Here is a 14,103-nt window from a genome sequence, read left to right on the forward strand (position 1 = left end):
TTGGCGCTTTTCCCTTGTAGCGCAAGCTTTTGCAGGTGGCGCTCATAGAGGGACTCGAATCGTTTAATTTCGGCCTTGTTCATAGTATACTCCTTGCTGTAAGTGTTTGAAAATTAAACTCTTACACGAGTATACACTGGTTTTTATTCTGCCGCGCAGCGGCTTTGTCCAACAAGTTATTGTCCGGTTTCTGGCTATCATTCACTATTCCAAGCCAGGGCGTCAGAAAATCGGCGTTTTAGGGTATCGGTTTCCTGGATATCATGCAATTCTGAGCGATAACCAGAAACCGAATACCATTCCATTACTCTTTTAGCGGTGCCTCCGAACCTCGGCCGGTATTTGAAGCGATTCTCCATTATCAAAACGGAGTTGCAGCATGAATTGGTCGCCTAGGGAAACAGGTTTGTGCGGATTGAGTAGCATGATATGAAAGCTACCAGGCTCAAGTATAACTTTCCCCCCAGGCTTAATAGGAAGGCTTTTGAGAGCCATCATATGCGCCATCCCTTGATGCATCGAACTTTGGTGTATTTCGGCAGAACCAAAATCAGGACTGGTTGCTTCAAGAAGAGATGTCTGTTGTTTGCCAGTATTCCTAATAATCATATAGGCCGCAAAAGCCTTGGCAGTGGGAGGAGCTTCCAGTATCCATGGATTCGTGACCGAAATATTGGCCGCATGCACAAATGGGGAAATGCAGAAAAATGAGAGAGCAAAAAACAGGGGGAGTAATATTTTTCTCATACTCGTCTCCATTAGTCTTTGGTTATTTTTTTATAGAGTTCCAACAGCCTTGTAGGTTCAAACGGTTGCATGATCATCGCTACGACCATGTTGTCAGGGTTAATAATCAGAATTTGCGAGGAGTGGACAACGGAATATTTCTGCATCTCAGGACGATGAAGTACATCTTGAAAAATAGTTTTTCCGTCAGGTGTGGCATAACGATAATACAGTCCAATTTCATCAATGAGATGAAAGATCTCCTCAGGTGCCCCGGTCAGACCCAAAAACTCAGGACGATAAAAAGTAACATAGTCAGCAAGAATTTTCGGTGAATCCCTAAAGGGATCAACACTTAAAAAAATACACTCTGGCCTTTTTGAGGGTCCTTCTTCTTTGACAAATTTATCATAGAAATCAGCCAGTTTAGCCAAAGTCATGGGGCAAACATCAGGACAGTAGGTGAATCCAATCGAAATCAAAGTCCAGTGCCCTTGCAATTGCTTATTCGTAAAGGCTTGGCCTTTGTGATCGATTAGCTTGAAGGGAGGGAGCTTTATCGGTGGAGAGAAGATTCTTCCCTCACCTTGATCTAGGTGTAACCTAGAGTTGAGTTCTCCGAAACGAAAAACGAAAGTTGCGATAAAAGCTGCAATGCACAGTAGGCCTATCGCTATCGCTGTTATCCTGGCGTTTTTAAAATACATGCAAGTTCACCGGTTGAAGTTTACCTGAATCCGTGAGCATTCACCGACTCACGACTTTAACCTGGGCAAATTGCCTGTGCCCATCAACTGACCCATGGAAGCCAAAACCACTTTGTTTGGCACCCACCCAGGGAGAATCCCCCTCGCCACCTACACTTTGATTGATGCCTACCATACCCGCTTCTAAACGTTCGGCAACCTGATCAGCGCCTTGGTTGCCAAAGACCACCGCACCCAGGCCGTAGCTGCTGTCATTGGCCCGCTCGATGGCCTGATCGAGATCACTGTACCGGCTCATGCAGATGACCGGGCCAAAGGTTTCCTCCTTTTCAATAAGCATGTCGGGCTGCATACCGGCGATCACCGTTGGATGAATAAAGGGAGGCTCCTGTACCTCGCTACCCAGTAGAAGCGTAGCTCCTTTCATGACTGCATCTTGAATATGGGCCTGGACCTTTGCATGTTGCTTTCTGTTCGCAACCGGGCCGATATTGACACCTGTCAGGTTCCAGGCTCCAACTCGGCAGTTGGCTGCATGGGTGACCACGAGTTGTTCAAATGTATCTGCAACGGTTTCCTCCACATAGATGCGCTCGGTGGATATGCACATCTGGCCCGTGTTTTCAAAGCTCGATCCCACGGCAAAGCGGGCGGCTGCCTGCAAATCTGCGTCGGGCATGACAATCATGGGATCGTTACCCCCGAGTTCCATCACCAGGCGCTTGAGATCCTTCGCGGCCCGTTGCATAATATCTTTTCCGGTTTGTTGTGAGCCGGTAAACGCTATGAGCTGGACAGCACTTTCCACGAGCATGCGTCCCTGCTCACCGTTTCCGTGGATAATCTGAAGTACATCCATGGGAAAGTGAGGGGCGATACGTTCAAAAAATTCCTGGGCGATGAGCGGTGTTTCCTCTGAGGGCTTCCAGAGTACCGTGTTGCCTGCCATCAACGCCGGAATGATGAGGTTGTTGGCCATGGCCAAAGGGTAGTTCCAGGGCGAGATAACGGCAACAACGCCAAAGGGCGTGTACTGACTGGTCGATCGGCCGCGCTGTACTGGCTGCAGGGCCTGGAGGGCCTCCTGAGCGATGTAGGGGCCTCCATAAATCGTTGAATGGACTTCACCTGTTGCCCGTCGAATATCCTTGCCCATCTCCCTGCTCAGTAATTCTGCAAGCCTTTCCATTTCAGGTTCTGCAGCCGCGTAGGCCTTTTGAATCGCCTCCAAGCGTTTTTCCAAGCTGAGCTGCTTCCACAGGGACTGAGCTTTATGGGCGGAGGCAACCTGCGTGGTTATCTGCTCTTGTGAGGGAAGCGTCACCGAACCCAGCAGGGTCTGGTCACTGGGATCATACGATTGTAATTGTGTTGCCATGGATGATCTCCTGTGAGAATGTTTGCCCACTCCGTAAGGAGGGGGGAAGGCGGAGAGAAGTTGCTGATAAATCAAGGATAAGAAGATCTTAATAAAACGCAGGCGAAGCCAAGAGGCAACCCTTTGCCTGGAAAAAATTGCGAACTCTGGCGGTACTTGAGCCAGCTTTGTTAGCAAGAGATTAGGATTACCAGTAGTCAGAGGTAATTTTTTGCTATCAATGCTTGCCTGCAGTATAAAGTGAACCTGAATCCGTGACGGCGGATGGTCTCTGAATAACATATTCAGTTGATAATGCAGAAATTTTCAAACTAATTTATTTGCTATTCAGTTTCACCCACCGCCCTTTGGGGCATCCATTAGTACGCCACCTTCACTGTTCGTAACAAGCCGATAAAGTATACTTTAATCGACATGTCACAAACAGCGAAGCTGACACACCAATGAATGCTCACGGATCCAGGGTGAAATCTTAACCAAAACACGTACACATCCCCAAGACAGAGAGGCATTCTCTTGAGACATGAAAAGATGGAAATCCAGGAAGAAGAATATTTGCGGTTTACCACCTGTATTTCCACCGAACTCAGCAGCCAGCAGAAAGAGTGGATCGTTAAGCCAGAGCAGCAGTTTCCCCGGCAAACCAGTGTTCTGGCAGTTCACTGGCATCCCGAATACATTCCCATGGAGCTGATCCGTGAACGGATCGATGCATTTTATCCCCATAAAAAGGAGGCATTGATCATCCCCACCCAGCATAATCAGATCACCGAATACGGCGACTATGGCGGGGTTGAGGTGGACTGCTATTCCAGAGGTTTCAATTTAAAGGTGCAGCTCCTGCTCCATTTCAGAAAAGAAAAGGCCCAGGACGCCACCGTGTTTCAGAACATTCTCAAGCACACCTTTACCTATCGTTCCTCGCAGCTGTTTAATTTTCTTGCTGCCCTGACCAAACCCGATGACGATATGCTGGACTGGGCAGCCAGGGAAACCGGGGCCACCGAGGAGGTGGTTGCCTTTGCCTGTCTGCAGGCAGAGCGGCTGGAGCGGCTTTTTGATGTGTATTTTGACAGCGTACCCCAATTTTCCATTAAAAATAAACTGATCCGCGATTATGTCGATCTCATGCGTGGGCCTGGGAACCAGGAATTTATCGATCGAGTCCAGACCTTTCTGCGGGCGGTTAAAGTCAAGGTCAAAGAGGCCTTTCCGCTCAACTATTTTTACCAGACCTCTGAGGTGATCGAAGAGGCCAGAGCCCTGGGGGCAGGCATAATAATTCCGCATCCGGAGCAGTTTTGGCCGGTATTGCTGGCGGATTATGACGTGGATGGGTATGAGGTATGGAATCCGCAATCAAGGAAGTACACAGATTTTCTTATCACCGTGCTCAACAGGCGTAACAAAGCGGCTCTTCATGCAAGACCGCTGTTGGTCTTTATGGGAGACGACACCCATATGAGTGAGAAGATCAAAGATCCAGCCGTTCGCGACGAGGTCAAGGCTTGTCGGGAAATCGGCTTGCAGCCTGCCTGGGAGGATATGCAGATCAGAAAGCACCTTTTGAAGGCGGGTATGGATCGACCTCAGATTATTGCGGAGTATAAGGCTCGCCTAGACAGCTAATGTCCGTCCAGAAACGGTCTATTAACCCGTTTAGGCTGGACGATTCAAGGAAGGGGAAATATGGCAAAACAGAAATTTTCATACGATTCAATACAGGATGTGAGTTCGGTACGACGTTACCTCAAGTCGCTGATTCGTTCCATTGATGAGGGCAAGATATCCTTGAGCTCAGAAGAGGAAAGCATTGATCTCAAGCCCAAGGGGCTTTTGCATTTTTCCATTGAGGCGCGTAAGAAAGGCAGTAAAAACAAGCTGACGCTGGAGCTGCGCTGGACAGATAAAAAAGAACTGCACATGGATGACGAGTCCAAGCCAGTGAAAATATCTTCCTGAGGCGGACTTTAGCAGGAATGGAATTAGAACTTAAAATCAGGGACAACCTGCATTTTCTCATCATGGAGGTGCTGGGGCAGTTGTCGGCAACATCGCGTTTCTTAAGCTCCTTTGACCAGCGACTGTGCCGCAAAGTACTGGAGCGTGATGGCTATATCGACAACCTCTGCACAACCCTGGAGAACGATTGCTATGCGCTGATGTTCACCCATCCCGAACCCAGCCATCAAAACGTCGATCGTGCCAGGGCAACCCATACCATTAGTACCAATCTCAAACAAATAAGTGATTTCTCCTCAAATATTGTGCGTCAGGTCGAGTACCTGCTTGATCGGGTGCTCTGGCTCAGCTTTGATGCATCCGCGCTTTTTCACCTGATCGAAGCGAGCCTTGAGCAGGTGGCACCATCGCTTGAAAAGGGGGATATTGGCCAGGCTCTGGCGATCTGCCATTGTGAATTTGAAGTCGATCGCCTCTATATCGAGAACTTTAACCGTATCATGGAAGAGTTACGGCGTGGGAAATCGACAGAGTCCTATGTGACCATTCTTTTTATCTTTCGCTATATCGAGCGCATAGGCGATTCGCTGCTGAACATTGGCGAGGCCATCCTTTCCTCCATTCTTGGCGAGCGCATTCGCATCCGTGAGTTTGACGCCCTGCAACAGACCCTGGCCAACTCCAAGATCGACATTCCCCTGGATCATCTTCAGCTTCGATCCTATTGGGGCACCCGCTCCGGCTGTAATATCAGTAAGGTTGCCGATGTTCCCAGCGACGCAAGCAGCGACGCGGCCCACGAGGCCATCTTCAAGACCGGCAGTATTCGTAAAATTGAAAAGGAAAAAGAAAAGCTCGATGCCTGGGCTGATGTTATCCCCGGCCTGGCACCCAGAGTACTTACTTTTTATCGTCAGGATGCGGAAAATGGAGCCTTGTTGACCGAGTTTTTACCTGGGAATAATCTCCAGGAGATTGTGCTGGGAGATGACCGGGAGATGGTTCTCAGCTCCCAACACGCCTTGCATCGCCTACTGGGAGAACAGCTGTGGGTTGGTACCAAAAAAGCCGGGGCAACCGAGACCTCCTACATGGCCCAGGTTATGACCCGGCTTGAGTCGGTCCATCAGGTCCATAGCTATCTGCGTAAACAGCAGACGCTAGGGCATCTGGCTGTGGATTCCACAGCGACTCTGGTGGAGAAGTGTCTCCATGTCGAACGTCTGTTACCAGCTCCTTTCTCTGTGTTTATTCACGGAGATTTCAATGCCAACAACATCCTCTATGACGCCCACCGTGACAGAATCTTTTTTATCGATGTCAATCGTTCAGGCCCTGCGGACTACATTCAGGATGTCTCTGTCTTTCTCGTCTCCAATTTCCGTTTACCGGTTTTTGGCGAGTCCCTCCGCCAGCAGATTAATTTGACTATTGCAGAAATGTATGGTTTCGCACGCAATTTTGCCAAAGAACAAAACGACACCACCTTTGATGTGCGTTTGACTCTGGCCCTGGCCCGCTCCCTCTATACATCGACACGATTTCAATTGAATACCGATTTTGTCAAAGAGATGGTCTTGCGGGCAAACTTCCTTCTGGAAAAGGTCATCCATTTTAATGAAGACAAACAAAACTGGCAGGATTTTCAATTTCCCGAGGAGGTCCTCTACCTATGAATGGTGATCTTTTTATCTACTGTGCCGAGTTCAAGGAAGAAGACCTTCAGGACGACCAGAAACGAGATGGGCAACGTGCCGGAGCCTACCTTGCCTCCCAGCAGGTACCGATTGCCGCCGTTTACTATCAGGGCCAGCCACCTTTTAAAGAATTGTCCCATAAATTGGTCAAGGCAATGGGCTGCGGTATTCACAAAGCGCAAGTTCTGGAAGATGGCAATGGCCTGAGGAGATGTGTTGCAAAGAAGAACAAGCCGATTCTGCTTGTCGGTTCAAAAGCCCACATGCGTGCCTTGGCTCAAGAGACGCTCAACATCGTGGATGCTCAGTTGATCAGGCCGGGACTGATCGGGCTGCGAAGAAAGGGAGGAAAGAAAGAACAACAGCGATGGTCAGTTTGTGCTTACCTCCAGCGGTCCGATTTGCCCCGACTTTTTGCCTTTCCTGCACCCGATGGACCAGAACGAAGAAAACGTCCTGCCTACTATTACACCCAGTCGGCTGTGGTGCCCTACAAGAGGGTGGGTGATGAACTCAAAGTTCTGGTGATAGGCTCCAGCAAGCGCAAGCACCTGGTGGTCCCCAAGGGGATCCACGAGCCCGGACTCAGTGCCCAGGAGTCAGCAGCCAAGGAATCTTTTGAAGAGGCGGGAGCCTCTGGACCTGTTGCCGAGGCACCTCTTGGTCACTATACCTACAAAAAATGGGGCGCCGAATGTACGGTTTTTGTCTATGCCCAGCAGGTTGAGGCGCTTGCTCCACAAGAAGACTGGGAAGAGAGCCATCGTGGCCGCCAGTGGATGCAGCCTGCCCAGGCAGCTCAAAGGGTGAAGGATCCGGCTCTGGGGGCAATGATTTTGCGTCTTGAGCAATATATTGAAAAGGAGCAGGTATGAAAATCGGGGTTGTCGGCATTGCCGAGGGCTGGTCATCGGTGCAGCTCGCCGATACCGTTGAGGAGGCAACCGGTTACCGGCTGCTCATTGAAATGGATAAGGTGCGCCTGGATTTACCCACGGGCCGTGCCTGGTATCAAGGCACTGACCTTTCCACCCTTGATGGGCTGATCATAAAAAAAATAGGGAGTCACTATTCACCACAGCTCTTGGACCGGCTTGAAGTCCTTCGCCTTTTAGAGGCGCGTGGACTCCCTATATTTTCCGCGCCTTCAAAGATTCTTGGCGTACTCAACCGGATCAGTTGCACCATCACCTTGCAGGCTGGAAACATCCCCATGCCGCCTACAACCATCACCGAGGACATCGAGGCCGCAACCGTTGCAGTGGAAGAGTACGGCGAGGCCGTGTTCAAGCCGCTTTTTTCCACCAAGGCACGGGGCATGTGTGTGATAGGTGCCGGGGCTGACTGCCGGGAAAAGATTCGTGCCTTTCATCGGGATAATCCGCAGATGTATATTCAGCAAAAGATTGACCTGGGGAATCATGATTTAGGTATCGTTTTTCTTGGCGGCAAGTACCTGACCACCTATGGCCGTTGTCGCCAGCAAGGAGCCTGGAATACGACCACCGCCTCGGGCGGACGCTACCAGTCCTTTGATCCGGAACCGGAAATCATCGAGTTGGCCAAGCGGGCGCAAGCACTCTTTGGCTTGGATTTTACCTGTGTGGATGTGGCGTTGACGCCACAGGGACCTCTAGTCTTTGAAGTCTCCGCCTTTGGCGGTTTTCGCGGTATTTTAGAGGCACGATCAATCGATGCAGCCAAGGAGTATGTTCGCTATGTCACCGCTCAGCTCTAATCCATTGCAGATGCAGTCACGGGCTGAGCTGATCCATACCCTCACTTCTCAAGAAACTTTTGTGGAGCCGCTGCTTCTGCCCCTTGATCAGTGGACCCTGGAAATTGTTTGCAACTCTGAGGCGATGCGCCAAGAATTAGCGGGCTATTTTTCAGCGTTGTTGGACACTCCACCTCAAAAAAAAAGGATGCAGATCAAGGTCGTGGACGGGCCACTGTTTGAATCGGGCCAGCCCCTGACCAAGCAGGCACCGGCGCCTGGCCGCAAAATCAAGGAAGAGTGGCTCGACATCAAAGGCGGGCGGATAGTGCGCAAGCTCAAGACCGGCATGGTCATGATTTTTGGTGAAGAGGAGAATCTGGTTACAGGCCCCTGCCTGCAGTACCCCAATCAGGTGGTTAACTTTATCAACAATCGTTTCATCGAGCTGAAACTCAATCAGGGAGCCCTGCTCGGTCATGCCGCTGCCGTGCGTCTGCGGGAAAAAGGTATTGCCCTTGCCGGATTTTCAGGGATGGGAAAATCAACCCTTGCCCTGCACCTTATGAGTGCGGGGGCAGATTTTGTCTCCAACGATCGTTTGCTCATTGAAGCAGCAGGGGAGGGGGGGCTGGAGATGACCGGAGTGGCCAAGTGGCCGCGCATCAACCCCGGTACAGCCCTGCATAACCCTGCCCTTGCCGGAGTGATGAGCCCGGAGGAGAAAAAAAGGTTTAGTCAACTGCCCCAAGAGAAGTTGTGGCAGCTTGAGCATAAATTCGATGCCCTGATTGAAGAATGTTATGGCCCGAATCGTTTTCAGCTGAGTTCAGCTATGGAATATCTGATTCTGTTGAACTGGCGTTTTGGTGCAGGCCCCATGGTGGCAACGAAGATAGACCTGGAGAAGAGAAGAGAACTGCTGCCTGCCATTATGAAAAACAGTGGGCTCTTTTTTATTCCTCAGAGCGGTGTGCCGAAAAATCAGCCAGAGGAACGGTATCTGGAACTTCTCAGCCGTTGCCGGGTGCTGGAACTCAGTGGCGGAGCAGATTTTGACCAGGCTGTACAGGTAGTTGACAGCTGGATACAGTCCTGAAGCCGTTATGGCAGGAGCTAGATGCTCACGGTAAGCGATCAGGGGCAAAAAAGACCGGCATCCTCGGATTTGTAAGCGATTGCGGGGTGCCGGAGATGCTAGGCATCGGTCTGTACAGCGTACGCCTGTACGTAAACAGGCCGATAACACCGCAGATTCGGTGTCCCGTGATCGCTTACTGCTCACGGAATCAGGTCTTGCTCCAACAGGCTTGAAAAAGCCGAGACGGGGAGGGGGGCCTCCGCATTTTTCAGGCAGGCAAGAAGTTTTTCGGGGCTCAGCTCAAGGTTTGCGAGCTTTTCAAGAGAGAGCCAAAGGATGGCCTCTTGATGAGAATCTGGTTGAGGTCCCATTTGAGGAATATAGTCTTCCGGCAGATCACAGCGAAATCCAAACTCCACTTTATGACGCGGTAATTTTCCGGGACTGGTCGGCTTCTTTATAAATTCGCAAACATACTCCAAATCACGGGCGGTCACCAAGGCACCGATTTCTTCCCAACACTCCCGCTCAAGAGCCTGAAGCAGGCTTTCTCCCGGCTGCTGCCCACCACCGGGTAGAGTGTAGAGTTCACGACCGTCCTCATAGATTTTTTTCTGGATCAGTATTTCTCCCCGTCTGTTGCGGCAAATAGCTTTGACCGTGTTGCGAATTTCCAGAGCTCTCGCTTCCATATATGCGTCCTGCTAAGCTGCAGGGGGCTATCCCCCTGCAGCGATTTTGCTCCAACCTCAATCCATGGTCACGGATTGGGGCGGAAATCAGCGAATAAAATTCATTTTTTGACGGGGCTCAAGCTCGGGGTAGGGAACCTCATGCTTGGCCGTCTCGATACATTTTAAAAGCCAGGCCATGTTGCGTCCCAGAATTTTCATGGTCTGCAGTCCCTCAACGTCAAGTTGGGCTTCCTCGGCCTTGTTGCCGTGGATGCCGTTCCAGTAATGCGAGGAGACAATGGGCATCTGGCCAAAGGTAAAGTATTTGTTGAGACGATCAAAGGCAGCACTGTTGCCACCTCGACGACTGCTGACCACTGCGGCTGCCGGTTTATACGCATAGGGATCAGCCTTCTGAAAAAATACACGATCCAGAAAGCCACAGAGTGAGGCATTAGGCCCGGCAAAGTAGACCGGGGAGCCCACAATCAAACCATCCGCCTCTTTGAGCAGGTCGATACACTCATTGACCTTATCATCCGTAACGACGCAGTAGCCGGTTTTGACACAGCCCATACAGGCGGTGCAGCCGGGAATACCCTTTTTGCCGATATGGAGAATGCTGCTGTCGACCCCATTTCTTTCCAGCTCCTTACCGACCTCGCTCAGTGCAGTGTACGTGCAGCCTTTTTCATGGGGGCTGCCGTTAATCATTAAGACTTTCATTGGTTTGCTCCTTATGGATAGGTGGAATGGGTGAACGTAAAAAAGAGGCACCCCTTCCTGGGAGGAGCCTCTGTAGAATGACTTGGGGAGTACCTTTTTACCGTCGTGTGACTGAGAGCTGAATCCGTGACGGATTCAGGTTAGATAATATCGTCGACCACACCGCCATCGACCCTAAGCGCCGCACCTGTGGTGGCAGAGGCTTGGGGTGAGCAGACGTAGACCACCATGTTTGCCACCTCTTCGACAGAGGCGGCTCGTTTGAGAATGGAACTCGGGCGGTTGGCGGCGATAAACTCTTGGGCCAGAGTTTCGAGCGTTTTTCCGGTACGTGCCATCTCTTCAGCCATCATGGCCTGAAAGCCATCGGAGAGAGTCGGCCCCGGCAGGACCGCATTCACTGTGATTCCGGAACCGGCAACACGTTTTGCCAGGCCGCGGGAGAGGGCGAGCTGCGCGGTTTTGGAAACACCGTAGTGTATCATATCGGCAGGTATATTGCGGGCCGATTCCGAGGCGATAAAGACGATCCGGCCCCAGTCTTTGTCCTGCATTGCGGGCAAGTAGGCTCGGGAAAGACGCACGCCGGACATGACATTGGTCTGCCAGTACCGGTCCCAGGTGGCATCGTCGGTGTCAAAAAAATCCAGAGGCCCGTAGATGCCAGCGTTATTGACCAGGATATCCACAGGTCCCGTCGCCTCAACAAGGGCATCACAGCCTGTCGACTGAGCGAGATCAACCGCGAAGCTTCGTACCGTTGCTGTGGGTACAAGAGCGACAAGACGTTCTTCCGCCTTTTTCAGTTTTTCCTGTGAACGCCCGTTGAGAATAATGGTGGCTCCGCTTGAGGCCAGTCCCTGTGCTATCGCAAAACCAATCCCTTCGCTCGAGGCTGTGACCAAAGCTGATTTACCCGTCAGATCAAGGTGCATATGGACCTCCTTTACAGGTCTGTGTGTTTTCTTATGCTCTTGAATTTGTGAGCACTCACCGACGTGGAGTTTCGTTGTCCGTGATACGCTTTGTTTCGTACAATCAGGCCTTCTCTTCGCTTTTCCCTTAGGGCAACCCTGCTGGGTATTTCCCGAGAAAAACCATTAAAAAAGAGTGCATAAGAACAGGTATTCACTTTGGTCATCCTAACATTATCTGTCAAGGCGATGCTTGGGAGCTGAGGCACTGGAGATGACGGAAGGAACGGGAAATTATTTTATGCAATCGAATTGTATAGAAACGTTCTATCGAAGCGGTATTGATGGGTGCAGGAAGAGTGTGGGGCGACCCGGCAAAGGGGCCGTTTTAGAGACGATCAGCTTCCCAGACGCTGCTTTACCTTAGTCAAATAATAATGGAGGAATAACGTCAAGTTAATCGTTTGCTTAAGGAAGAGGGGTAATGAGAGGGGGATTCACAGGGTGTCCGCTTTCCACGCTGAAATTCTCTTTCAGCAAACGGACACGCTTCCTTGGTTTGCCGGGCCATTCAAACCTGCACCGATGCCTATCCGGTTTTTGAGTGGGCGTGACAAGGCAATCCGTACACCAGAGATGCGTTGCAGTCTTGAACAATGCGCCCAGTCTCGTCTCAAAGAGAGGGCGGGGCTGGGCACCACTGTACCAAGGAGGGTGCTCCCATGGGAAAATTACCGAACAATAACCACAAAACGTTTCTGATCTTTAGTCTGATTGCTTTTACCGCACTGGCTGTATTGAGCCTGCCTGCATCAGGTCATTGCCGGAAGCAATTACCAAAACGGCAGAAGACAACCGCTGTGCAAATTTTGGCAATCAACGATTTTCACGGCCAGATTACTGAAGGGGTGAGTGTTGATTCCCGCCCTGTCGGCAGCGCACCGGTGCTGGCCGCGTATCTGAAAGAGTCTGCAAAAGGCCAGGAAAAGAATACTTTTTTTGTCCATGCCGGAGATGTGGTTGGTGCTTCAACACCTGAATCAGCGCTGCTGCAGGACGAACCCACGATCATGTTTTTTAACCAGATGGCTAACAGATACTGCCGGGCTCGTGGCCGTATGCACCCCAAGTGCAACATGGTGGGGACAGTCGGCAACCATGAGTTTGATGAAGGGCAGGATGAGTTACTTCGCCTGATTTATGGGGGCAACCACGAAGATGGCCCGTTTTTGCAGGACCTCTGGCAAGGTGCCCGCTTTCCCTACGTCTGTGCCAATATTATTCGGGAAGATTCCGGGAGATCGTTTCTGCCGCCTTTTGTGGTGAAAAAGATCAATAACGTGCCCATAGCCTTTATTGGCGCGGTTTTGGAGGGAACGCCTTCAATTGTGACGGCTTCCGGCATTGAAGGACTTGCATTTACCGATGAAGCGACGGCGATCAATAGATATGTGCGCTACCTGAAAAAAAGAGGCGTACGCACCATTATCGTTCTCTTGCATCAGGGGGGCAGTCAAACGGCTTATGAGGGAGAGACCGATACCGTTGCTGCCGACCTGAGTGGTGAGGTTGTCGAGATTGTGGAGAATCTTGATAGTGAGGTTGATGTCGTCATCACCGGGCACTCCCATGGATTCTCCAATATTCTCGTGGAGAATAAGGAAGGGGCTGAAATTCTAGTGACCCAATCCTGGTCCAAGGGATCAGCCTATGCGGATATTGACCTGACAATTGACAACAGAACCCGGAACGTGGTCACGAAAACGGCACAAATAATCACGACTTGGGCTGATGAGGGGGCTGGCCTGGAACCCGATGCGAAGGTCAGTGCGCTTGTTGAACAGGCAGTCGCCGCAACCGAAATCTATACCAGTGCCGTGGTGGGAACGACGGCCTCAGCCCTTGTACGTGGCAATATCTATACAGCTGAATCGGCGCTCGGTAATTTGATTGCCGATGCCCAGCGTGCGCAAATGGGAACCGATTTCGCCTTTATGAATCCTGGCGGTGTCCGTGCCGATCTTGATGCGGGAGAGGTTACCTGGGGGGAATTGTACACGATTCAGCCCTTCAACAATTATCTGGTGAAAATGACCCTGACTGGCGAACAGGTGTATACCTTGCTCAATCAGCAATTTTTACCGCATCAAAATTATACCAAAGTCCTGCAAGTCTCGGGGCTGAGCTACACCTGGAATGCAAGTCGACCTGATGGTGATAAAATCGTGGAAGTGCTACAGGCGGACGGGACCCCGATCGATGTGGATGCAACCTACACGGTCACGGTCAACAGCTTCCTGGCTGGCGGTGGAGATAATTTTTCCGTCTTGACCGAGGGGAGCGATCAGGTGATTGGTCCCATTGATCTTGACGCTTTGATCGAATACATCCAGGGGCTTGAGCAGCCGTTTTCCGCATCCATCGAGGGGCGGATCGTCGAGGTGGATTGATTCTGTCAGTACTGCAAATGCAGAGGGCGCCACATCTTCGTGGCGCCCTTTGTTTTTGAAGGCTGTAGGGG

At 51.0% G+C, this 14,103-nt stretch carries 13 protein-coding genes; 7 read left to right on the plus strand and 6 right to left on the minus strand.

Annotation, left to right across the window (positions count from 1 at the left end; translation table 11 throughout):
* Positions 1 to 312: 312 nt before the first annotated feature.
* Genes JWJ90_RS12415 through JWJ90_RS12425 form a run of 3 tightly spaced genes read right to left on the minus strand, consistent with a single transcriptional unit; the run spans position 313 to position 2,811 of the window.
* A complete protein-coding gene (locus JWJ90_RS12415; protein WP_205227545.1) occupies positions 313 to 747 on the minus strand; it encodes a copper chaperone PCu(A)C in 435 nt (144 codons plus the stop codon).
* 11 nt (positions 748 to 758) lie between these two features.
* Positions 759 to 1,433: an SCO family protein gene (locus JWJ90_RS12420; protein ID WP_205227546.1), complete on the minus strand. Its 675-nt coding sequence runs from the start codon at positions 1,431 to 1,433 to the stop codon at positions 759 to 761.
* A gap of 40 nt (positions 1,434 to 1,473) precedes the next feature.
* On the minus strand, positions 1,474 to 2,811 hold the full coding sequence (locus tag JWJ90_RS12425) for an aldehyde dehydrogenase family protein (RefSeq protein ID WP_205227547.1): 1,338 nt from the start codon (positions 2,809 to 2,811) through the stop codon (positions 1,474 to 1,476).
* Positions 2,812 to 3,342: 531 nt separating this feature from the next.
* On the opposite strand from JWJ90_RS12425, the gene JWJ90_RS12430 reads away from it, so the two are divergent.
* From JWJ90_RS12430 to JWJ90_RS12455, 6 genes are read left to right on the plus strand one after another with little or no spacing between them, the layout of a single operon-like run.
* Positions 3,343 to 4,440 carry a hypothetical protein gene (locus tag JWJ90_RS12430; protein ID WP_205227548.1) on the plus strand — a complete coding sequence of 366 codons (1,098 nt, stop codon included), beginning with the start codon at positions 3,343 to 3,345 and terminating at the stop codon, positions 4,438 to 4,440.
* 60 nt (positions 4,441 to 4,500) lie between these two features.
* Positions 4,501 to 4,773, plus strand: coding sequence for an amphi-Trp domain-containing protein (locus JWJ90_RS12435; RefSeq protein WP_205227549.1), 273 nt, complete (start codon positions 4,501 to 4,503; stop codon positions 4,771 to 4,773).
* A 17-nt stretch (positions 4,774 to 4,790) separates the two neighbouring features.
* Positions 4,791 to 6,449: a PhoU domain-containing protein gene (locus tag JWJ90_RS12440; protein WP_205227550.1), complete on the plus strand. Its 1,659-nt coding sequence runs from the start codon at positions 4,791 to 4,793 to the stop codon at positions 6,447 to 6,449.
* Complete coding sequence (locus tag JWJ90_RS12445; RefSeq protein WP_205227551.1) at positions 6,446 to 7,345, plus strand: NUDIX hydrolase; 900 nt, start codon at positions 6,446 to 6,448, stop codon at positions 7,343 to 7,345. The genes JWJ90_RS12440 and JWJ90_RS12445 overlap by 4 nt, the downstream gene beginning before the upstream one ends.
* Positions 7,342 to 8,208 carry a GAK system ATP-grasp enzyme gene (locus JWJ90_RS12450; protein WP_205227552.1) on the plus strand — a complete coding sequence of 289 codons (867 nt, stop codon included), beginning with the start codon at positions 7,342 to 7,344 and terminating at the stop codon, positions 8,206 to 8,208. The genes JWJ90_RS12445 and JWJ90_RS12450 overlap by 4 nt, the downstream gene beginning before the upstream one ends.
* Positions 8,189 to 9,286 carry an HprK-related kinase B gene (locus JWJ90_RS12455; RefSeq protein WP_205227553.1) on the plus strand — a complete coding sequence of 366 codons (1,098 nt, stop codon included), beginning with the start codon at positions 8,189 to 8,191 and terminating at the stop codon, positions 9,284 to 9,286. Before JWJ90_RS12450 ends, JWJ90_RS12455 begins: the two co-directional genes overlap by 20 nt.
* A gap of 182 nt (positions 9,287 to 9,468) precedes the next feature.
* On the opposite strand, the gene JWJ90_RS12460 is transcribed toward JWJ90_RS12455, so the two are convergent.
* The 3 genes from JWJ90_RS12460 to JWJ90_RS12470 form a co-directional block, all read right to left on the minus strand.
* Positions 9,469 to 9,960, minus strand: coding sequence for an NUDIX domain-containing protein (locus JWJ90_RS12460; protein ID WP_205227554.1), 492 nt, complete (start codon positions 9,958 to 9,960; stop codon positions 9,469 to 9,471).
* 87 nt (positions 9,961 to 10,047) lie between these two features.
* The gene (locus JWJ90_RS12465) at positions 10,048 to 10,668 is read right to left on the minus strand and encodes a flavodoxin family protein (RefSeq protein ID WP_205227555.1); all 621 of its coding nucleotides are present in this window, start codon (positions 10,666 to 10,668) and stop codon (positions 10,048 to 10,050) included.
* Between the two features lie 140 nt (positions 10,669 to 10,808).
* Positions 10,809 to 11,603 carry an SDR family NAD(P)-dependent oxidoreductase gene (locus tag JWJ90_RS12470; protein WP_205227556.1) on the minus strand — a complete coding sequence of 265 codons (795 nt, stop codon included), beginning with the start codon at positions 11,601 to 11,603 and terminating at the stop codon, positions 10,809 to 10,811.
* Between the two features lie 701 nt (positions 11,604 to 12,304).
* Between JWJ90_RS12470 and JWJ90_RS12475 the strand changes: the two genes are divergently transcribed.
* Entirely contained in the window at positions 12,305 to 14,032 is a 1,728-nt protein-coding gene (locus JWJ90_RS12475; protein WP_205227557.1) for a bifunctional metallophosphatase/5'-nucleotidase, read from the plus strand.
* The last annotated feature ends 71 nt before the right edge of the window (positions 14,033 to 14,103 follow it).

Origin of the sequence: Desulfobulbus rhabdoformis (assembly GCF_016919065.1) — a bacterium.
Lineage (GTDB): Bacteria > Desulfobacterota > Desulfobulbia > Desulfobulbales > Desulfobulbaceae > Desulfobulbus > Desulfobulbus rhabdoformis.